The sequence below is a fragment of the Candidatus Chryseobacterium colombiense genome, from assembly GCA_029203185.1.
GTDB classification, from domain to species: Bacteria; Bacteroidota; Bacteroidia; order Flavobacteriales; family Weeksellaceae; genus Chryseobacterium; species Chryseobacterium colombiense.
Window position 1 is genome coordinate 1,480,176 of record CP119310.1, and the last position, 22,588, is coordinate 1,502,763.

Below are 22,588 nucleotides of genomic sequence, written 5' to 3' on the forward strand. Positions count from 1 at the left end.
ATGGGATTTACTTAAAACTAAGGCAACAGCATACTTGAATATAGCAGGCTTCATCTTTACATAAATCCTATTAATTACATTCAAATTAAATATTGTCCTTAAAATCTTCATAAATGAGAGAAACCAATCGAAGTAAAATGAAGCCAAACGATTTCAATTTCGATTGTTTCAAATATTTAAAATCATCTTGAAAAAAAATTACAACTATAAAAAATTAAATTCTAAATTCGGAACTGCTAAATCCTTTTTAATTTGGCTCAAACGAATCAAATCATCGACAAAAGAGTTTGAATAGACGCTCGTAGCTCTAAAAGGAGAATATTATAGACTCGTTAAAAATCAACTGGAATTAGGCAATTAAATGTGAAAAATAATTCATCCATGTCAGAATTATTTTTATATTTAAATCTAATTAAAAGCGTTATCCGAAAAGCTATAAGAGAGTAGGAAAAAACCAAAAAAAATAATTTTTATGAAAAATTTAAAAAAACTATCAAGAGAGAATTTAAGAACAATTAAAGGCGGAGCTTGGTGTCTTGGTTGTGGGTGCGCTACAAATGGTGCTACAAATTTCTGGAATGGTGCTTGTGTAGTATGTGAAAATAATGTTGTTGTATTATGCCCAATTCAGCCATGCGAGCTATGCGGGTAGTAAAACAATTATTTAGGGTAAGAGGGTAATCAAAAAAGATTACCTTTTTAATAAAATTAAAGTGAGTTTTGGATAATTTACACAACATAGAACTTTCAAAAATGATTCAATTTTTTTTTGTCTTGGTTATAAGATAGAAACAGACAGTTGAAGACTTACCATTCCAATATTTGCTGTTAATATTTTAGAAATTAAATTGAATTAAACTAAAAGAAATTATTTGGTAAAAATTGGGGATTGTAAATGACTTTTAATTTGACTTAAGCGAACCAAATCATCTATAAAAGTGTTTGAATATACGCCCGTTAAGGTCACTTAAATAGACAGCTATCAAATAGTTGTCTATTTTTTTTACACATAAAATCTCTATATCAAACTTTTACAGTCTAATATTTTATGGTTTGAATTTTTTACGAGAAATCTTTAGCCAATCTAAAATAATAACCTAAAAGTGTTACATAAAAGATTTCATATTTCTTACCATTTCTTAAGTGTTTTTTGATAATATTTTTGAAAATGTTTGATTTAAATCTAAGAAGGATAATATTGAAATGACCTACCACTCTGGATTGTTAATAATCTAAAAAAACAGATAATTCAAAAGAATTGTTATTGTTGGGATAATAAATATAATTTTGATACATATTCAGTTTTTTGTAAGTTTAGCTTTCTGAAAAATGATGTAGTATTTTTAAATGATTTCAACTACTAATGTTTTATAAAATCACTTACCCTAATAATGAGACACCGAGAGAAATTATCTTAACCTCATCTCTGGCAGGAGTCTCTTTGTATACTCTCCTAATTATTTATCAGCCATTTGGTACAAATGAATTTGAACATTCTTTTAAATACTTTCTTTTGCTACCCTATGCCTTAATATCTGCATTATCGTTTTTGTGCTTTTCAGTGCTTTTCAAAAGAAAATCAAATTGGACTATTATTGCTGAAGTTTTTAAAACCATACTTGCATTAATTGCATCTTCAATACTTTCGTACTTTTACAATACATTCTTTCTTAGCAGGGTCAATGTTTCTGTCGAAAACTATCTGTATATGTTCTGCTATACGGCTGCCTTAGGAGCTCCTGTTGTAATTATATATATTCTGGGTAGATATATTTACCTTAATCATAAAGCAAAAGCAAAACCTAAAGCCAATAAAAATGAAACTCAGAACCAACAACACACTCAAACAAACACAGAGCTAATTTTTAAAGAATCAGAAACCTCAGCAAATTGCAAATTGATAATCACCGCCAAGTATTCGAACATTAATTTAGAAATGCTTGTAGACGACTTCGTCTTTGCCGAGGCTGCTGATAACTATTGCATCATATATTTTTATAAAAATAATACTCTTAAAAAAGAAATGATCAGAATATCATTGAGCAAATTAATTAACCAAATTGAAAGCGACTCAATAAAACAAATTCATCGATCATCAGTGGTTAACCTTAAAAAAGTTATAAAGTTTAAAGGGAACTCATCTGGCTATAAAATCACATTAGACAATATTGAGAATGAACTTTCAATATCCCGAAACTACATCACTTCAATAGTCCCCATTCTTAATAAGCTTGTCACTCGTCCCTAAACTTTGTCAGTGACCACTATTATTTGAATCATCATTTTAAACTGTTCTACTTTTGCTGAGAACGTAAATATCAGCTATGAACAAATTAAAATTTTATTCAATTTTTATTCTAGGATTTTCCATCTATTTTTATTTAGATGCAGCCTACTTTTCTTATCTGCAAAAAGAAGTTTTACTTCTTACAAAATCAAAATCAGCCGCTCATGTATTTGCCTATACAGTCACTTTAATTCCTTTGTTGATCACCACCCTACTTCTTAAGAAAAGTAAACAAAGTCTATTTAATTCATTTGGTTTATCCCGGGGTATCATAATAGGACTTATTTTTGCATTTACCGTCACCTTACCAATGCTAATCGGCTATGCTATAAAGTTTAAAATAAATACAGACTTATCTCCTGATACAGTTTTCATTAACACTCTATCATCAGCATTTTTTGAAGAAATCATCTATAGAGCATTTTTGTTTGGCATGCTTTATCGCTTTACCCAATTAGGATTTCTACTTTCTGTTTTTTTTGGCTCATTACTCTTCGGAGTCATACACCTGTATCAAGCCTCTAACATAAGCGAGACAATCGGAGTTTTTCTAATTACATTTTTAGGATCTTTATTTTTTTCTTGGATCTATGCAGAATGGAAATTTAATCTTTGGGCCGCAATATTCTTGCACTGCTTAATGAATCTGTATTGGCTTGTTTTTAATGTTGATGAAATTGCAATCGGAGGTATGTACGCCAACATTTTTAGGTTCTCAGTTCTATTGATTGCCATTACGATAACGATCTTCTATAAAAGAAAACAAAAAATACCTTTAAAGATTACAAGAAAAACATTGTGGATGAAATCACAGGAAGAACTACAATGATAATGGTAGTAATGCTTTTTCTTCCTTTTGAACCATTCGCATTAAGATTATGGACAGGGCAAAATTCCTCGCAAAGGGTATCTTTCATCATTAATTGCTTTTACTCCCAGCAACCTCAGGTCCTTTTTCCCTTTTCGCCGTAAAACATTTTGAACTTTCAAAAAGAGTTCTTCCGATATTAACGACTCATGTTTTCCTTCCATTATTTTCTCCTCTTCTTTTCCATTAGCCCGTAATAATAACTTTCCACGGTAAGCTACATTCTTTAAGGCTTCCATAAAAACATTCTCTTTAAAGCCGGTTCAATTGCCAAAATATGACCATGACCAAATACAACCATTACTTTATCATGAGTTTTCAGTTCATGAGAGATTTTCCTTAATAATACAGAATCACGCAGCACTTTAGAGGTTCTGCCTATAGCACAATAAGTACAATCAGGATTTACATAATCAAAAAGCTCAATATCTGGATTTAGACTTAATTCCAAAGGATGTCCTATTTTGGATTGATATAATTTTTTAAACCCTTCAAAATCCTGCAGGTCTTTGTCGACTGGAAATCCTTCCTTGATAAACCATTTTTGAAGGGCTTTTGCATACAGTTGATCAAACGGTTTATCACCATAAGCGCCATTCAGATACGGAATGACAAGTCGTTCCATAATATAATATAGAAACAGATCTTCCTTCGGGTATTTTTTTAACATAAGTTTAAACTCCAGAGAATCCTCAATATCACCATTTATTAAAGGTTTATGATCAAGATCGCTTAGATATTTTACCAATCCTATTTCTCCATTTTGTTCTACTGCTTCTTTTTCTATTCCGAATGTTTTGGTAATCTGTCCTCCCTCATTGATTGTAATATCAGGTTTAAAATTAAGATACAATTTTTTCAGAGCCGCTATCTGAGGATTGTTATTATCATAGGTATGAGAAATTCCTACAGCTATCAAATGTTTATTGCTCCTATGCAGATCTACAGTATAAGGTAGTTGTACAGAATCCATCACCTTTCCCACTTCGATATAGTTTCTGGAATAGTTCACCAGATTCTTTGGAGTAGAGCATTCCATACACAGCAGAATGGCTGATAAAACTAATGAGAGCTGGAATTTTATTTTATAATGCATATCTGATGAATATTCAATAATAAGCTGAAGGATAAGGAAATTTTTACGAAAGTGAACTTACGAAAAAAAGGATATGAACTCATAATAATTATTTTTTTTTGAATATTTTTTTAACCTGTCTAGTTTATATCATACCACACAAAGCAACTTGTGCATAGTCCCTTATAGATTTATAAAAGTTCAAGTTTATCCGGTTTTTTTCATTTAATATAAATCCCGCAACCAAATTGCTTATTTCTAACTCTTTTTGAGTAAAACCGATCTGTCTATCATTTTTGAAAATTATCTGGTAGGTATCACCAGATTTTTAATGCTAAAAAACATTATTCAATCCAAATACATCAATAGACGTCCTTATCAAAGCTATAGATACACAGTTGTCCACTCTACCTATTGAATATGTTCTCCCATTTGCTTTTTATTTGTATGTTAGCGATGTGGAAATATATAGAATACACTCCAGCTGAAATCAGCTTTCCATCTAATTTATTTACCACTTCGTCAATGCATTTTCCGTTGACTTTTATTATAAATGAACAATCGTATGAAAAAACTATTATTTTTTCTCATCTTACTCTTAATAACAAATTTATTATTTGCTCAAACGGACAATTATAAAATTGCAATTGACAATTTCCAAAAGAATTACAATGCCGAAAAGTATGCCGACATTTTCAACAACTTTTCGCCTGAAATGAAACAAGCATTACCGATTGACCAAACAAAACAATTTTTAACAGGCTTGAAAGCTCAAGCCGGAAAAATAGAAAACAAGGAATTTGTAAGCTATCAGCAAGGAACTTATGCTATTTACAAAACGAATTTTGAAAAAGCAGTTTTGGCTGTAAATATTTCACTTAACAATCAAAATCAAATCAATGGACTTTTCATAAAACCTTATGAAGAACCTAAAAAGGCCAAAAGCCATGCAGTAAAAGCACTGAACAGCTATCCAACTAAAATTTCCGAAATCATCTTTTCAAAATCCAAAAACTTCCCGAACAACACACAACTTTCTATTGCAGTAGTTCAGAACGGAAAAACAAATTACTATGGAATTTTAAAGGTAAACGACACAATAAAATCAACCGAAAATCAAAACAAAATTTTTGAAATCGGCTCTATTACAAAAGTTTTCACCTCAACCGTTTTAGCTTCGCTTGTTGAGAATAAAAAACTTAAATTGACGGACGAAATCAATGTTTATTATTCATTTCCTTTCAAAGATAACATCAGAATAAGTTTTGAAAGTTTGGCTAACCACACTTCGGGCTTACCAAGATTACCTGAGAATTTAAAGCCAGCTGACGAAAACAATCCATACAAAGACTATGGTAAAAAAGAAATTGAGGAATACTTGAAAAATTTGTTGAAACTTGAGAACAAACCATTAATGGTTTCATCTTACTCAAATTTAGGGGCAGGGCTTTTAGGGTACACACTCGGTTTATCACAAAAAACGAGTTTCCAGCAATTAGTACAAAAGAAGGTTTTTGACAAATATAAAATGACAAGTTCTTTTACAAGTTCTCAAAATTTAGGAAACAGACTTGTAAAAGGATTAGACGTAAACGGAGAAGTTGTGTCTAATTGGGATTTTGATGCTCTGTTTGGAGGTGGCGGAATATTGTCTACAACAGAGGATTTGGTAAAATTCTCAAATGCACAATTCAATCCTAAAAACACAGAATTAGCACTGACCCGAAAACCAACCTTCAACGTAAGTGAAGATATGAAAATTGGCTTGGGTTGGCACATTTTAAAATCAGACAATAACAAAGATTTACATTGGCACAATGGAGGAACTGGCGGGTATTCTTCTTCAATCGCTATTAATGTCGAAGAAAAAACAGCAGTAATTATCTTGTCAAATGTCGCTGACATAAATGACGAAATTGATGATTTGTGCTTTGAATTGATAAATAAAACGAACAGAAAATAACGAACAGCTACTTTTCTGCCGTCTCCAGTAACGAAAATCCCTTTGCAAAGTATTACCCCATCGTTTTTGGGATTATATCTATAAATATTTTAGGACTTGTTCCAGCAAATATTCCTTTAGCAGCAAATCCACCCAATAAGCTCAACCATAATCTATTCTTAGTTTAACAACCGGAGCTAGTCAATTCAACCGGACTCTACAATTAAAATTCCTAATCCTTTTAACACACCACACACACAGCCGTGTTTTTATAATTTTCTCGCTTGCCTTATTAAAAATTGATTTTATTTGTTTGATTGAAATATGTGCTTCTGTTACTTCAGCAGAATTGTCATTTTCTCTAACTTTATTTATCCAATTCTTAAAAAATTTTGAAGTTTTAAGATGTCTTAGTTTGAAAATATCAGAATTTTCAAAATGGTTTTGTGAAAATATCCGCTGTAAATCGGGATTATTTTTATACCTAATATTTCCGCTGTATTCTAATTTATGTTAAATGCTTTGCCAATATTATTGCATGTATTTTGAGCCATTTCAAAACTGCCGCAATTCTCATAACTTTTAAAAGAATTTTTAGATATTATTCCCATTTCGAAGTAAGCAACGACTAAAACCCGAAATTGTGGATAATATGGAATCCCAAAGGATAATATTTTCTAAATTTGTATTTATTAAAGGTTGAGAATGACAATTTTAATCATAGAAGACGATCAAAGAGTAGCAGAGCTCATAGAAAGAGGATTAAGAGAACAAGGATTTACCCCTACTTTGGCGTATGATGGGCTTTCAGGAAAGAAATTGGCCTTACAAAATAATTTTGACCTTATCATTACAGATATTATTCTGCCCAAAATGGACGGGATAGATCTTTGTAAAGAGATCAGACAAATAAAGCCTGACTTACCCATTATCATGCTTACTGCACTTGGTACAACAGATGATAAAGTGGAAGGTTTTGATGCAGGTGCAGATGACTATTTAGTTAAACCCTTTGAAATGCGCGAGCTTTTGGTGCGGATAAGAGCATTATTGAAGCGAAACAATAAAACTGCGAATGCTACCGGTTTCATTTTAAAATATGATGAGCTGGAAATGAATCTTCATACCAAAATCGTGAAACGTGATAATCAGGAAATTAACCTTACGCCCAAAGAATTTAAATTATTGGAGTATATGGTACAAAACCCAAACAGAGTACTATCACGATCGGAAATTGCTGAAAAAGTATGGGAAACACATTTTGATACCGGAACAAATTTTATAGATGTTTATATCAATTATCTTCGGAAAAAAATAGACCGGAATTTCGACAAGAAACTTATCCATACCAAATCGGGAATGGGCTTTATTTTGAAAGCAGAATAATGAAAATAAGAACACGGCTCATCATACTTTTTACCCTTACTACGGCAATTATTCTGTCGCTGTTTGCTACCGTTATCTATCTTTCTGCGAAGAAAAACAGGGAAAAAGAATTTTATAGCCTGCTTGAGAAAGAAGCCGTTACCAAGGCAAATCTTTTCTTGAATGCACACGTCGATAAAAAAGTGCTTCAAAATATCTATCATAACAATCGAAAAATTCTAAATGAAGTTGAAGTAGCTATTTATGACACTCATTTTGTACTGCTTTACCACGATGCAGTGGATATAGATTTTGTGAAAGAAACCCAATCGTTAATTGATGAAATCTCACAAAAAGGAGCCGTAGAATTTTATCAGAAAAACTGGCAGGTAGTTGGCTTGCGGTATGAATATAATGGAAAGCAATTTATAATTACCGCAGCTGCATATGATCAGTATGGATATAGCAAATTGAACAGCCTTCTCACCAATATTATTATTGTTTTTATTGCTTCTATCCTAATTACTATCATTATCGGAATATTTTTTTCCAGGAAAGCCTTTCAGCCGGTAAGTGAAATGATAGAAAAGGCAAAGAATATAACGGCCACTAACCTTGATTTACGCTTACCAAGCAATGAAAGCAAAGACGAACTTTCCGAATTAGCCGACACATTCAATGAGATGTTGAACCGCTTGGAAAGCTCATTTGATGCCCAGAAACATTTTGTTTCAAATATTTCCCACGAACTTAGGACCCCTCTTTCAGCCGTGATTACCGAGCTGGAATTATCTGTTAATAAAGAGCGTGCTGCCGAAGAATACAAAACAGCAATTATGAATGCGCTAAAGGATGCGAAAAAAATATCCCGTTTATCCAATAGCCTGTTAGATTTTGCAAAGGCAAGTTATGATCCTTCCGAAATTAAATTTAAACATATCCGGATTGATGAAGTATTGCTGGATGCCCGACAACAAGTAAAAAAAGCAGACCCAAACTATAAAATTGACATCCACTTTGAAAATGATTTTGATGAGGATAACCAGATATCCGTCAATGGCAACGAATATCTTTTGAAAGTTGCGTTTGTTAACTTGTTTGAGAATGGCTGTAAATTCTCAGCCGATAAGCAAAGTATAGTTTATATTTCATTTAGCAACGGAAAAATTACGCTGCGCTTTACCGATCAAGGAGTTGGCATTTCCCAAAATGACTTGGAAAATATTTTTACGCCCTTTTATCGCGGGGATAACAAAAAGTTTGCAGAAGGCAACGGCATCGGTTTATCACTTACCCAAAAGATCATCACACTGCATAAAGGAACAATTAACGTTCTGTCTAAGGAAAACCTAGGAACAACTTTTACCGTTGAATTACCTGCTATTGCTTAAATAAATTTCATTCTCATAAACTCTTTAATAAAATTCTAATTTTTTTCTGTTAGATCTCTAACCATCTTCTTCATCAAGGTTCCCGAATTTTGTCACAGGTTACAATGTGAAATTAATTAATCTGTAATGACATGACAACGCTGGAATTCGCTATCAGACTATTTATTGCACTGGCATTCGGGGCGGCTATTGGCGTAGAGCGACAATGGAGACAAAAAAGTGCCGGGCTCAGAACGAATACATTGGTCTCAATGGGATCGGCTGCTTTTGTATTGCTTTCAATAAAAATCGGAGGAGATGCAACCGGAAGAATTGCTTCTTATATCGTTAGTGGCATTGGTTTTCTGGGTGCAGGAGTTATTATGAAAAACGGACTCAATGTACAGGGACTTAATACTGCAGCAACAATATGGTGTTCCGCAGCCGTTGGAGCATTGTGCGGTATTGGAATGATCGCAGAGGGAGCCATTGTTTCCGCCGCCGTTATGCTCACCCATATTCTTCTTCGTCCGGTGGGTGTACAATTAAGCAGGGTAACTTATATAAAATCAGCCACTATTCAAACCGATTACTTGTTTACCATTAAATGCAAGACAGATGTTGAAAACCATATCAGGGTATTGTTGATGCAAATGCTCAGCAATGACGAAAAACTACTACTCAAATCATTGACAAGCGACGAAAACAATAGTATCACGGATGTCATCATAACAGCAGAAATAAAATCTGCTACACCACAGGATAGTTTGATGGAACGGGTAGCCAGCCGGCTAACTATTGAAGATAAAGTAACAAGAGTGAGTTGGGAGATCAGCGGAACACAGACAGACCTATAAAAATTTCCCGTAATCATCAATGAATATAACAACAGGCTATGAAAAAATTGAAAGAAACCATAAAAAATCCTTTTCACTCTATTATCAGCCAGAATGGAATGAATGTAGGGACCGTATTAAAACTACAGAATGCAGCAAAGCAGGATGAAAACTTCGTGTACGCTATGCTGGAAAGCAGTGAAGACGGTATCACAAACATTACAGCGGAAGATCGGTTGATAAAATTTGGGCACAATGAAATACATCATCAGAAAGCACCGCGATGGTATACGCAGTTGTTCCGGGCATTTCTTAACCCTTTTATCTATATCCTGCTTGCCATTGCCTTAGTGTCTTTTATTATTGATGTTTGGTTACCGCCTGCATCGGAACGTGATTTTAAAACCGTAATTGTAGTTTCTATCATGGTAATGGTAAGTGCCTTGCTCCGTTTTGTACAGGAATACAGAAGTAACAAAGCTGCCGAAAAGCTAAAAGGCATGGTAAAAACAACAGCCACTGTTTTACGTAAATTTCAGGGAAAGATAGAATTGCCTATTAATGGACTGGTTCCGGGAGATATTGTTTACCTCTCAGCGGGTGATATGGTTCCTGCAGACTGCCGTATTCTGAAAAGTAAAGATTTATTCATTAGCGAAAGTATGCTTACCGGTGAAGCTCTCCCGGTAGAAAAGAATTATCTCGCTATACGTGATGCAGATAAAAAACAGCCCACAGAGCTGAATAATCTTGCTTTTATGGGAACCAATGTTATAAGTGGTTCCGCAACCGCAGTTATCGTCGCAACGGGCAGTTATACCTATTTCGGGAGTATCAGCAGATTAATAACAAGTGAACGCCCGGAAACCAGCTTTGATAAAGGAATTAATAAAGTCAGTTTTTTGTTAATTCGCTTTATGCTGGTAATGGTCCCTGTTATTTTTTTAGTCAATGGATTGGTAAAAGGAAATTGGCCTGAAGCCCTTTTATTTGCTATTGCCGTTGCAGTGGGTTTAACTCCTGAAATGTTACCAATGATTGTTACAGCCAATCTCGCGAAAGGAGCTGTTAATATGAGCAAACGTAAAGTGATTGTAAAACGTCTTAATTCCATTCAGAATATCGGCGCTATGGATATACTCTGTACCGACAAAACCGGGACTTTAACACTTGATAAAATCGTGCTGGAAAAGCATTTGAATGTTTTAGGTGTTGAGGACGACGAAGTGCTGAAATGGGCTTATCTGAACAGTTTTCATCAGACAGGATTGAAGAATTTGCTGGATAAAGCAGTATTGGATCATATTGAACTGCACGATTACCTGAAAGTGGAGGAATATTTTATAAAAGTTGATGAAATTCCTTTTGATTTTCAACGCAGACGGATGTCAGTAATCTTGAAAATGCGAAATGGAAAACATCTGCTTATTTGTAAAGGCGCCGTAGAAGAAATGCTGGAACTTTGTAACAGCGCTTTTGATCCGGGTGATGATCGCAGCCTGCATATAGAAAACGATAAAGTTGTTCCGATGGATGTAAGTATGCGTGATGTTGTATTGCGCACATCCAAAAAGATGAATGAAGAAGGATTAAGAGTATTATTAGTGGCCATTCGGGAATTTGATGCTACCCATCCGCTGACCTATTCTATTGAAGATGAAAGAAATATGACACTCACAGGTTTTATCGGTTTTCTTGACCCTGCTAAACCGTCAGCACAACCTGCTATTGAAGCATTGCAAAAATTAGGAGTTCATGTAAAAGTACTTACAGGGGATAATGAAATTGTAACCCGCAAGATTTGTAGTGATATTGGAATTCCTGTTCAGCAGGTGATTAATGGTAACGAGCTTGAGGACGTATCAGATGAAGTATTGGCAGAACGAATAGATAGGGTTTCCGTATTTGCAAAACTAAGCCCTCTCCAAAAGGTTCGGGTAGTAAAAGCATTACGTGATAAAGGACATACCGTCGGGTTTATGGGGGATGGTATTAACGATGCGGCAGCACTAAAAGAAGCTGATGTGGGTATTAGTGTAGATACCGCTGTAGATATTGCGAAAGAAAGTGCCGACATTATCTTGTTGGAAAAAGACCTGATGGTATTACGCAAAGGTGTAATCTACGGAAGAAGGACTTTCGGGAATATTATAAAATATATAAAGATGACAGCCAGCAGCAATTTCGGGAATATGTTCAGTATGCTTGGAGCCAGTGCCTTTCTACCATTTCTGCCGATGTTGCCAATTCATCTTTTGGTACAAAACCTTTTGTACGATATTTCGCAGGTATCTATTCCTTGGGATAAGATGGATGAGGAATTTTTAACAGAACCAAAAAAATGGGAGGCAAAAGGTGTTTCAAAGTTTATGTTATTTATCGGTCCGATCAGCTCTATTTTCGATTTTGCTACGTTTGCTGTAATGTTCTATGTCTTCAAAGCAAATTCTCCGGAGCATCAAACCCTGTTTCAGAGTGGCTGGTTTATCGAAGGATTACTTTCACAAACGCTGATCATACATATGATACGTACCCGAAAAATCCCTTTTATACAAAGTTGGGCTGCAACACCGGTAGTGGCGCTCACTACCCTCATTATGCTTATTGGTATTACAATACCGTTCTCGCCTTTTGCAGGAGCTTTAAAATTACAGCCGCTGCCTATAAGCTATTTCCCTTGGCTCATTGGTATTTTGCTATCATATTGTTTGCTTACTCAATTCGTTAAAAACTGGTTTATCCGAAAATTTCAAACCTGGCTATAAATCTAAAAGGGCTTGCAAAAGTGTTGTAAACCCTTTACTTATCTTGAATAAAAATATGGAGAAGTATAACTACGGAAAACCGTAATTAATTCCTTTAAAGTTCACTTAGCTTTGTAGATAATTAAACTGTCTACAATGAAAAAATCATTACTTTATCTGTCATTATTTCTATCAATAATTTCATGTACAAACTATTACACTGTTCTACTACAGGAAGATACGCCGCTTTATCCTGACAACAAGAGTGAAACATCTGTCACAGTTATCCCTAAAGGTACTGAAGTATACATATCGTCAAAAAGTAGTAAGAAAAATTATAGAAAGCTTACATGGGGAAGCTATTCCGGTTGGGCAAATAATCCAAGCTATTTAGCCAGCAGTAATTACACAAAGACTTCATATAGCTCGCCCAAAGTAAGCTCTTCCTCCAATTATAATTCCTCAAGTGTAAGTCACTCTGTACATGTTAATGGGTATACCCGAAAAAATGGAACTTATGTGCGACCCCACACAAGAAGTGCCCCGAGAAGGAGATAATTATGATCTAGATTAATTATGGTTTACCGTAAAACTTCCAGTTTAGGTAATTTAAATTTATATACATATTCCTAAATAAATATATTATGACTTGGTCTTACAGAAAGAGAATCAAAATTATACCTGGCGTACATCTGAATTTTAGTAAAAAGGGGATTTCAACCAGTATTGGAGTCAAAGGAGTAAGCCTCAATTTCAGTTCATCCGGAACAAGAATAAATACAAATGTTTTAGGATTTTCTAACTCTTATAAACTTTCAGGATCTTCTCCACAAAGAAGCAAATCTCAATATTTTCCTGAGCCACAGCCTTTATATACAGCTTTATCAGACAACATCTTTAGCGCAGATCTTCATGAAATTACTTCTCAGAACATGGCAGGGATTAAAGAGTCAATTATTATTGCTCAACAGCAAAAAGCAGAATTGCAAACAGATTTAAAGAAGATAAAAAAAACGTTAACTTTTACCAAGGCTAAGAAAGTAGCAAGTTATGTTTTTATGTATGGCCTAATTAATAAAAGGATTATTCCAAGACTCAATGAAGATATTAATGCACAAAAAGAAGCAATTAGAGAAACACAGATTGTTATTGACAACTCAGCAGTGAATATCGAAATAGAGTTCGACAGTTCCATTAAAAGAAATTATGAGCATTTACACAATACCTTCAAAAATTTAAGCACATCACATAAAATATGGGATATCACCGGAGCACACTTTCAGGATCGTGTGGCTGCTCGCTCAAATGCCAATACTGTTGTCAACAGAAGGGATACTAAAATTGGTTTCAAATCACTTCCGATCATTAGATCAAATTATGAAGCTCTGTATTTTCAAAATGTAAATGGAGCTGACTTGTACTTCTATCCTACATTCGTCTTAATGTATACTAATAATCAAAACTTTGCTATCATCGGAATTGACGAATTAAGCGTTACGTTTTCTTCTTTACGCTTTACCGAAACCAGCACAGTTCCCCGTGATTCGAAAGTGATTAGTAATACTTGGGCGAAAGTAAATAAGAACGGAACTCCTGACAAAAGATTTAAGAACAATTATCAGATACCGGTAGTGTTGTACGGAAGACTACGCTTTTCTACTTCAACCGGCCTCAATGAAGAATATCAGATCAGTAATTTTGAATGTAGTGAAGCGTTTTATAATGCATTCCAAGAATATAAAAGTTTGTATAAAATAGCTTTGCAGACGGAAATGAATTAATTAAAGATTGTGTCGTGAGTGTCCTTTTAAGTTGACCAGCAGCCAAACGGCCACTTTAAGACAAGTAGCGCCATTCTATTTATTAACTTCAGTTTATCAAATTTTTATTTCGTCACTGCTGCAATAGCACTCTGAATTCCACCGCCTGCAACTTCAAAAAAAGAGGGCCCTGCCAAAAGATATACTTTCTCTAATTTTTTTGTTTTGGAAAGGTTATGCTCTTTTAAGTAAACTTCAGAACGGTTTGCATTTACAATACCTTTTACTACATTTCCTGCCACCAAAGCTGTTGGAGAGTCTATTCCGGCATCTTTTAAATCACTTGCAAAAGCAAAATTACTGACACCTAACCTCATCGCTTCACGGGTAGCAACCTCTCCTACTGAGATCATTAAATCCGGAGTAAATTTGTTTCTATCACCCAATCCGATTAACAATAATTTTTTTGCAGATATAGAACCTTTTGGTGGAGAAATCAATACCGTTTCCAAAGAATGTCCTTTGAAATAACCTGCCTGTCTGATTTTTGTAAATTCTCCTTTCAAAGCTTCATCTAAATGCACAAGTCCGTTCAGATTTGCAGGTAATGCTTGTGCACTATGAATGTCATTATCTGTATATTCGAAAACACAGGCAATCTGTAACTGGGCATCGGCAGAAGACGGTCCCTGAACTAATCCTATCATTGAAATTCCATCAACAGACCCCCAGTTTTTTGATGTTCCTACTGATGCCGGAGTCGCAGAGGAATTTGCAGATGTCGTTTGAGAAAAAGTTAAAGTAGAGAAAGCGAGTCCTGAAATTAATAATAAATTGCTTAAAGCATTTTTTACTGTATTTTTCATAATAATTTATTTTAAAATTTAATGTATTTAAAGTTTGGTTTTTCTTTTACCGTGTATCAAAGATAGGTTTAGAAATAAATTTCAGCATTGATCTGAGATAATTAAAAGTATTTGATCTATTAATAAAATTTAAATACAATTCCGGGATAATAAAAGTCTGTCTTTCTTATTCTCGATAATATCATCTAAAAACTCCGGTTTTAAAATACTGAATTACACAAACAATGAATGTGATGTTAAAATCAAAAAATCAGGCTCGGATTAAAGAATCCAAGCCTGATTTAAATAAATATATACTAATAGTAAACTATTGTTTAACTCTTTAAACGTAATGATATGCTGTTTTATAATGAAGTCAACTTTGTTAACATTAAACTCCTGCCTCTTCGTCAGTAAAAATCTGTACACCTTCTCTTTTATTAATGAGCTGAAGCGGATATTGTTCAGGATTATATATTCCATTCAGAACCTCATTCAGAGCATGTTTTTTAGATTTGCCAAATGTGACAATCAAAATATTTTCAGCTTTATTGATGATAGGCTCAGTCAACGTAATTCTATACATTTCCTGAGGTTCTAGATAATAAGCATCTACCCATTTTTCTTTTTCATATAAAATCTTTTCTCCCGGGAACAAAGAAGCGGTGTGACCATCATCTCCCATTCCTAAAAGAATAAAATCAAAAGTACCGCTATCGCCTAAAATGTTTCTGATTTGTGTTTCATATTCCTTCGCATAATCTTCAGGCTCGACTCCGTCTTTATACATCGGAAAAATCTGAGTTTTATTTACAGGAACTTTATCTAAAAGCGTCTCCAAAGTCATTTTAAAGTTACTTTTTTCATCATCAAGGGAAACCCATCTTTCGTCTACCCAGAAAAAATATACTTTGTTCCACTCTATTTTGCCTACATACTCCGGAGTCGCCAATAAGCTGAAAATAGCTTTCGGTGAAGAACCACCGCTTAATGCAACTACGAACTTATTATGTTTTTGGATTGCCTTTTCAGAAAGCTCCACAAAAGTGTCAGCTGCTTTTTTGTATAAAATATCCAGATTATCAAATATTGTAATATTCATTCTTTAATTCTTAATTAAAATTTTAAACCCATTGATGCCCCTGTCTTTCTACCAGAAGATTGCTGTCATCGGGTCCCCAACTTCCGGCATCGTAATTTGGGAAAGAAGAATCTTTGGTTTTTTCCCAGGTCTCCTGAATAGTTTTTACCACATCCCAAGCTTCTTCTACTTGATCAGAACGCATAAACAAGGTAAGATCTCCTATAAGTGCCTCTAATAAAAGGGTCTCATAAGCTTCCGGAGTATCAGTCTGACAGGCAAAATTATCAAAAATCATTTCTACGGGTTTCAATTCCAATGAAAGTCCCGGCTTTTTAGACATGAATTGTAGTCTGATATCCATTTGTGGCTGGATATTAATAATCAGCCGGTTAGCTGATAATAACGATGAGCTTTCTGAAAACGTAGAATGCGGCAACGGTTTAAACTGAATCGTAATATAAGAATGCTTCTCCTTCATTCTTTTTCCGGTACGAACGTAAAATGGAACATTTTCCCATCTTTCGTTATCCAGATAAAATTTGATCGCAGCAAATGTTTCCGTGTTTGAATCAGGAGCGATGCCTTCTTCCTGACGGTAACCGTTTACTTTAATTCCATTAACTTTCCCTTTTCCGTACTGACCTCTTACAGCATAATGATCTACTTTATCCGGCGAAATTCTACGGATCGATTTTAAAACATCCACTTTACGATCTCTGATTTCATCTGACTCCAGGGAAACAGGCGGTTCCATAGCAACCATGCAGAGAATTTGCAAAAGATGGTTCTGAATCATATCTCGCAAAGCACCGGTCTGCTCGTAAAAACTAGCTCTGGTTTCTACACCCACCTCTTCTGCAACGGTAATCTGAACAGATTCTATATGCCTGTGATTCCATAAAGGTTCAAAAATTGAATTTCCGAATCTGAAGGCCAAAATGTTCTGAACCGTTTCTTTTCCTAAATAATGATCGATGCGGTAGATCTGTTTTTCCTGGAAAGTTTGTGAAAGAAGCTTATTCAGCTCTATAGCAGATTCTTTATTGTGACCAAAGGGTTTTTCGATAATAATCCTGTCTTTATCCGGATCTGATGCGATAGAGGTATTCTTAATATGATTTGAGATAACCGAAACAAAATTCGGAGCAATTGAAAGGTAGAAGAATCTGTTCCCCCGCATTCCGTAAACTTTATCAAAACCTTCCAGTTTCTGATATAAATTTTGATAAGAGCTTTCTTCATCCAGCTGATGCTGAAAATAGCTGATGTGTGCCTGAAAGCCAGCCCAGTCATGTGGTGTTACAGCCTTTCTGGAGAAATTATCTAGATTTTCTTTAATATAGGCTCTGAATTTTTCATCTGTATTTTCAGCTCTCCCCAAAGCTAAAATATTAAAGCCTTTTGGCATTCTGCCGTCTATATATAAATTGTAAAACGCAGGAAAAAGCTTTCTCTTTGCCAAATCTCCCGTTGCACCAAAAATAACGATAGTCGTTGGATGCAGAGTGGTATTGTCGCTCATTTTCTGATCTTAATTATTTAGGTTTTGCCATGAAGTATGAAAAGTTCCTTCTCTGTCAAGTCTTTGGTAAGTATGTGCACCAAAATAATCACGCTGAGCCTGAAGCAGATTTACCGGTAAAGATTCTGTAGTGTAGGCTTCGAAATATCCTAAAGCTGACTGAAGTCCCAAACTTGGAACGCCGTTTAATACAGCAAAAGCAGCTGTTTTTCTTAACGAAGAAATCTTTGCTTTTACAATTTCTGAAATTTCCTGATCCAGTAAAATATTAGATAATTCTTCATCTTTAGAGTATGCCAGATAAAATTTCTCCAACAGAACAGAGCGAATGATACATCCCCCTCTCCAGATTTTTACCACATCTTTTAAAGGAATTTCAAACTGATATTCTTCTGAAGCTTTTACCAATAATGCCAAACCTTGTGCATAACTGATTAAAGTAGCCAGATAAAGCGCATCGCCCACCTCTTTGATGAACAGTTCTGTATTTTCAGAAGTTGTTATTTCTTCTTTAACATATAAATGAGATGCTTTCACTCTCTCATCTTTATAAGCCGACAAAATTCTTGAAGTAACTGCAATATCAATGGTAGGAATAGAAACACCTATTTCCATAGCCTGCTCGGAAGTCCATTTTCCAGTTCCTTTTGCTCCAGCTTTGTCCAAAATCTGGTCAACAAGAAAACCGTCTGTCAACTGGTCTTTTTGTTGGAAAATATCTCTTGTGATTTCAATAAGGAAAGAATTCATTTCACCTTCATTCCATTTTTTGAAAACCTCATACAACTGTTCGTTGTTTAAACCAGCTCCTTTTCTCAGCAAATCGTAGGCTTCGCTGATCAACTGCATAATGGCGTACTCGATACCATTGTGAACCATTTTCACGTAGTTTCCTGCAGAGCCTTTCCCCATATAAGCAGTACAAGCTTCTCCGTTAACTTTTGCCGAAATTAATTCCAACATCGGCTTAACCAGAGTAAAGGCTTCCCAATCTCCTCCAGGCATAATGCTCGGGCCTTTTCTTGCTCCCTGCTCTCCACCTGAAACTCCCATCCCCATAAAATGCAGGTCTTTAGAAGCTAAATCAACAATTCGTCTATCGGTATCTTTGAAATAAGAATTTCCCGCATCAATTACAATATCTTTCGGGCTCAGAAGCGGTGTAATGTTTTCCAAAACAGCATCAACCGGCTTTCCTGCCGGAACCATTAAAATGATTTTTCTCGGAGTTTCCAAGGCTGACACAAAATCTTCTAAAGAAGCTGTTCCCTTAACAGAAGTTCCGGGAGTTGCTCCATTATGAAGCTCTCTTACTTTTTCCTCATCCAAATCGAATCCCGCTGTAGAAAAACCATTATCAGCAATATTGTAAAGCAGATTTCTCCCCATTACTCCGAGTCCGATGACTCCATAATTATACTTTTCCATTCTTATTTTTTACTTAGAATTTATTTTTACAGATCAAATTTACGTAAATGAATACCAGTAAAAAAATTATCCAAAATTTTCTTTCAATTGTTGTGGTAGTTATTATCAACTGAAATTGAATTCTCATTCCAGATGAAAACAATTATGGATATATTATTCTTTATTTTTATTCGCTAAGCGTTTCCTAATTGTACTCACAAATTCCTTAGAAACGCCTAGATACGATGCAATATAGTACTGTGCTACACGCTGCGGAATTGTAGGATACACCTTGATAAACTCCAAATAACGATCTGTCGCAGGTTGAGAAATAGTCTTTACCAATCGGTTTTGCAGGGTCACTACATAACGTTGCATCATCATGCGGAAAGCCCTTTCAAACTTTGGAACTTTCTCCAGCAATTCCTCCTTCGTTTCCGGAGTCAGCATATAGATCTCGGTATCTTCCAGCGTTTCGATAAAAATCTTCGAAGGTGTTTTGTTGTTAAACGAATCAATATCGGTAATCCACCAGTCTTCAACAGCGAACAGAAGCGTCACTTCAAACCCGTTTTCATCAAGATAATATGTCCGCACACAACCTTCCTTTATAAAACCCTCGAACTGGCAAATCTCTCCTTCACGCAAAAGATGCGTTTTCTTCGGAAACTTCTGAAGCGTCAGCAAATCTTCATAAATCTTTTCCTCTTCCGGAGTTAAGGTGATAAATCGCGAGATATTTTTGATAATATTTTGAAACATAGGTTTATTTTACGACTGCAAATTAGGAAAAAGTCCGTAAAAATCCTTACTCATAAGCCGCTTCCAAAGCCATAATGGTCAATTTCATTAAAACCTTTATTTCATGAACTTTTCATTTCATACTGAACTCAGCAAAACAATATAAAATTTTAACGCCTTACTTTATAAATGAATAAAAACTGAAGTTCTTTCCTTCTTTTCGAGGTTTTTGGTTTTGTGACCTTTACCGGAAATATCTTCTACCAAAAGAATTTCTCCCGTTTGTAACTGTCTGATTTCTCCAAGCGAAGTTTCAATTTCTACGCCGCCATCCAACAATACAATATATTGCTTTTGTGGAGCGTGATGAAAATCGTAATCATAATCGGCAGAAACTTTTCTGAATTGAAGTTTTTTGACATTGATATCATCTGACAAAAATCCAATTTCTCCCTGATTGATTAAAGGAATTTCGATGTCTTGAAAGTGAGAATCGCCGTTTTCGTCGCTGAATATTCTTGTGATTTTCATTATGTGATTAATTTTTATTGGAGTTTAAAAGTATTTTAAATTCTCGCAGATTTTTCTGATTTAGCAGATCAGTGAAATCTGCTAAATCAGAAAAATCTGCGAGAAAATATTTTTAAAAATTACTTTGAATAATTATTTAAAAACAATAGAATTTGCCAATTCAATTTCCTCCTGATTGATGGAATGTCCGAAGTTGGCATAGATTTTCTCGGTAACATCAGCATTCATTTCTTTCAAAATATTTGCGGTTGCATACACTCTCTCCACCGGAACGTGGAAATCAGGATTGCTCGTTCCCAGGAAAATCGGAGTCTGTGCAAAATCACCCTTGTAATTTTCACGATTGATTTTTTCACCAATAACTCCGCCGATGATAGCAACCGCCCCACCAAATTTTCGGGCATTTCTTGCCAAAAATTCCAATGTCAAACACGCACCCTGTGAAAATCCAAAAAAGTAAATATTTTCAGCCTTGATTCCTGCATCCAAAGCAGTTTGAACCGTTTTTCCTATAGTCTCTATTGCTGAGGACAACCAAGGTTCGTTTTGTTCTGTTGGTGCAATGAATGAAAAAGGATACCACGTTCCGTTCGTAGCCTGTGGTGCCAGTAATGCATAGCCTTCTACATTCAAATGTTGTGACAGGCTCAAAATATCCTGTGCGCTTCCACCTCTTCCGTGAATCATTATTAAAACTTTTTCAGCTTCATTCAATGATTTCCCTCCTGTTTTTATATCTAAAATATGACTCATTTTTATCTGTATTTTTCTGTTGGATAATTAAATTGGGGTAAAACCTCAACCAAATGTTCTCTTTGCTTTTCAAACTGTGATGGCAGACTTAAATGTTCGCCCAGAGATGCCAATTCTTCATCTACATCGAAACCTGGTCCTGAAGTGGCGATTTCAAATAAAACTCCGCCTGGCTCCTTGAAATATACAGAGGTGAAATATTTTCTGTCTTTCACTTCGGTATGTTCCAACCCGAATTGGTTTAATTTTTCAATCATTTCAAGCTGAGTTTCCGCATTCGGAGTGGCAAAAGCGACGTGATGAACGGTTCCTCTTCCCGCCAAACCTTTCAGAGCAGTCGGTGTGCATAGCAAATCGATATATTTCCCCGGTTTATCTTCAGTTCCAAACCTGAATCGGTCTGAACTTTCTGCAATTAATTGATGATCCATTTGAGTAGTCAGCAAAGCTGCAGTTCTTTCGTAAGCATCCAGCCAGATTTCTACGTGGTGAATTCCTTTGAGGGCAAAATCTTTCGGAATAAATCCATTGTTATAACCTTTTCTATCATCCTTCTCATTGAAAACCAGCTCCAAACCCAATCCGTCAAAATCTTCCAGATAAATAAAAACTTCGCCCGAAAATCTTTGCTGAGGCTGTTTAAAAGGAATATTAAACTGTTCTAAACGGTTCATCCAATAATCAACAGCATCCATCGAAACCGAGAAAGCAGTCGTATTCAGCATTCCTTTGCCGTGTCTTCCGTTGATTAAGCCTTTTCCATAAGGGAAAGTTGTCATAATAGTTCCCAGCGTTCCGAACTCGTCTCCGAAATACAAATGATAAACCTCAGAATAATCAAAATTAACGGTTGTTTTTACCAATCGAAGGCCTAAAACTCCGGTGTAAAAATCTATATTTTCCTGTGTATCGCCTGTGATAGCGGTAACGTGATGAAGTCCTGTGATGAGTGACATTTTAGTTGATGGTATTTGTTGATTGTTAATGGCTTTCAGTGTTTGTTCTTCAGATTTTATGCTTCTTCTTTAAACCAGACATCGCTGTATTCTTCCGGATGACGTTTGAATTGCGCGTGAACGTACGGACAAAGCGGAACGATTTTCAAATCATTTTCTCTGGCATAAGAAACCAATTGATTTAATAATAATTTCGCAAAACCATTTCCTGCATATTCGTCATCAACCTCGGTGTGATAAACAGTTAATTTATCTTTAATCACCGAAATATCCATTTTGCCTGCCTTTTTATCGTCTGAGAAAAGCTGAACTTCTCCTCTTGCGTTTTCTAAAACTACTTTTGTTGTTTCCATAATATTATTGCTTATTGCTTATTGCTTATTGCTTATTGCTTATTGCTTATTGCTTATTGCTTATTGCTTATTGCTTATTGCTTATTGCTTATTGCTTATTGCTTATTGCTTATTGCTAAATTACTCTGTTAATTAATGATAATGAATGA

General features: G+C 35.1%; 19 protein-coding genes. 8 read left to right on the plus strand and 11 right to left on the minus strand.

The genetic code is table 11. The features are described from left to right. The first annotated feature begins 1,363 nt into the window (after positions 1-1,363). Positions 1,364-2,248: a LytTR family DNA-binding domain-containing protein gene (locus P0Y62_06505; GenBank protein ID WEK71204.1), complete on the plus strand. Its 885-nt coding sequence runs from the start codon at positions 1,364-1,366 to the stop codon at positions 2,246-2,248. A gap of 76 nt (positions 2,249-2,324) precedes the next feature. Then, complete coding sequence (locus P0Y62_06510) at positions 2,325-3,116, plus strand: CPBP family intramembrane metalloprotease (GenBank protein WEK71205.1); 792 nt, start codon at positions 2,325-2,327, stop codon at positions 3,114-3,116. Positions 3,117-3,163: 47 nt separating this feature from the next. On the opposite strand, the gene P0Y62_06515 is transcribed toward P0Y62_06510, so the two are convergent. Continuing rightward, positions 3,164-3,394 carry a recombinase family protein gene (locus P0Y62_06515; protein ID WEK71206.1) on the minus strand — a complete coding sequence of 77 codons (231 nt, stop codon included), beginning with the start codon at positions 3,392-3,394 and terminating at the stop codon, positions 3,164-3,166. After that, on the minus strand, positions 3,382-4,251 hold the full coding sequence (locus P0Y62_06520) for a hypothetical protein (GenBank protein ID WEK71207.1): 870 nt from the start codon (positions 4,249-4,251) through the stop codon (positions 3,382-3,384). Before P0Y62_06520 ends, P0Y62_06515 begins: the two co-directional genes overlap by 13 nt. A gap of 544 nt (positions 4,252-4,795) precedes the next feature. Here P0Y62_06520 and P0Y62_06525 point away from each other — a divergent pair. The 6 genes from P0Y62_06525 to P0Y62_06550 all read left to right on the plus strand — a co-directional run bounded on the left by P0Y62_06525 (position 4,796) and on the right by P0Y62_06550 (position 14,268). Continuing rightward, positions 4,796-6,193, plus strand: a complete 1,398-nt coding sequence (locus tag P0Y62_06525) for a beta-lactamase family protein (protein WEK71208.1) — start codon at positions 4,796-4,798, stop codon at positions 6,191-6,193. 684 nt (positions 6,194-6,877) lie between these two features. After that, the gene (locus P0Y62_06530) at positions 6,878-7,558 is read left to right on the plus strand and encodes a response regulator transcription factor (protein ID WEK71209.1); all 681 of its coding nucleotides are present in this window, start codon (positions 6,878-6,880) and stop codon (positions 7,556-7,558) included. Further along, a complete protein-coding gene (locus P0Y62_06535; protein ID WEK71210.1) occupies positions 7,558-8,928 on the plus strand; it encodes a HAMP domain-containing sensor histidine kinase in 1,371 nt (456 codons plus the stop codon). Before P0Y62_06530 ends, P0Y62_06535 begins: the two co-directional genes overlap by 1 nt. A gap of 131 nt (positions 8,929-9,059) precedes the next feature. Further along, positions 9,060-9,764 (plus strand): MgtC/SapB family protein, encoded by a 705-nt coding sequence (locus P0Y62_06540; protein WEK71211.1) that lies wholly within the window; start codon positions 9,060-9,062, stop codon positions 9,762-9,764. Between the two features lie 38 nt (positions 9,765-9,802). After that, a complete protein-coding gene (gene mgtA / locus P0Y62_06545; GenBank protein ID WEK71212.1) occupies positions 9,803-12,508 on the plus strand; it encodes a magnesium-translocating P-type ATPase in 2,706 nt (901 codons plus the stop codon). A gap of 623 nt (positions 12,509-13,131) precedes the next feature. Next, positions 13,132-14,268 (plus strand): DUF4236 domain-containing protein, encoded by a 1,137-nt coding sequence (locus P0Y62_06550; protein WEK71213.1) that lies wholly within the window; start codon positions 13,132-13,134, stop codon positions 14,266-14,268. 104 nt (positions 14,269-14,372) lie between these two features. Here P0Y62_06550 and P0Y62_06555 read toward each other — a convergent pair whose 3' ends face one another. The 9 genes from P0Y62_06555 to P0Y62_06595 all read right to left on the minus strand — a co-directional run bounded on the left by P0Y62_06555 (position 14,373) and on the right by P0Y62_06595 (position 22,439). Then, on the minus strand, positions 14,373-15,113 hold the full coding sequence (locus tag P0Y62_06555) for a M17 family peptidase N-terminal domain-containing protein (GenBank protein WEK71214.1): 741 nt from the start codon (positions 15,111-15,113) through the stop codon (positions 14,373-14,375). A 370-nt stretch (positions 15,114-15,483) separates the two neighbouring features. Continuing rightward, a complete protein-coding gene (gene pgl, locus P0Y62_06560; GenBank protein WEK71215.1) occupies positions 15,484-16,194 on the minus strand; it encodes a 6-phosphogluconolactonase in 711 nt (236 codons plus the stop codon). A gap of 22 nt (positions 16,195-16,216) precedes the next feature. Continuing rightward, the gene (zwf, locus tag P0Y62_06565) at positions 16,217-17,698 is read right to left on the minus strand and encodes a glucose-6-phosphate dehydrogenase (GenBank protein ID WEK71216.1); all 1,482 of its coding nucleotides are present in this window, start codon (positions 17,696-17,698) and stop codon (positions 16,217-16,219) included. Positions 17,699-17,707: 9 nt separating this feature from the next. Beyond that, entirely contained in the window at positions 17,708-19,126 is a 1,419-nt protein-coding gene (gndA, locus tag P0Y62_06570; GenBank protein ID WEK71217.1) for an NADP-dependent phosphogluconate dehydrogenase, read from the minus strand. A 153-nt stretch (positions 19,127-19,279) separates the two neighbouring features. Next, positions 19,280-19,867 (minus strand): Crp/Fnr family transcriptional regulator, encoded by a 588-nt coding sequence (locus tag P0Y62_06575; GenBank protein WEK71218.1) that lies wholly within the window; start codon positions 19,865-19,867, stop codon positions 19,280-19,282. A gap of 162 nt (positions 19,868-20,029) precedes the next feature. Continuing rightward, the gene (locus P0Y62_06580; GenBank protein WEK71219.1) at positions 20,030-20,377 is read right to left on the minus strand and encodes a hypothetical protein; all 348 of its coding nucleotides are present in this window, start codon (positions 20,375-20,377) and stop codon (positions 20,030-20,032) included. A gap of 132 nt (positions 20,378-20,509) precedes the next feature. Further along, the gene (locus P0Y62_06585; GenBank protein WEK71220.1) at positions 20,510-21,130 is read right to left on the minus strand and encodes a dienelactone hydrolase family protein; all 621 of its coding nucleotides are present in this window, start codon (positions 21,128-21,130) and stop codon (positions 20,510-20,512) included. A gap of 2 nt (positions 21,131-21,132) precedes the next feature. Continuing rightward, entirely contained in the window at positions 21,133-22,086 is a 954-nt protein-coding gene (locus tag P0Y62_06590) for a ring-cleaving dioxygenase (GenBank protein WEK71221.1), read from the minus strand. Positions 22,087-22,142: 56 nt separating this feature from the next. Then, positions 22,143-22,439, minus strand: coding sequence for a GNAT family N-acetyltransferase (locus P0Y62_06595; protein ID WEK71222.1), 297 nt, complete (start codon positions 22,437-22,439; stop codon positions 22,143-22,145). Between the last annotated feature and the right edge of the window lie 149 nt (positions 22,440-22,588).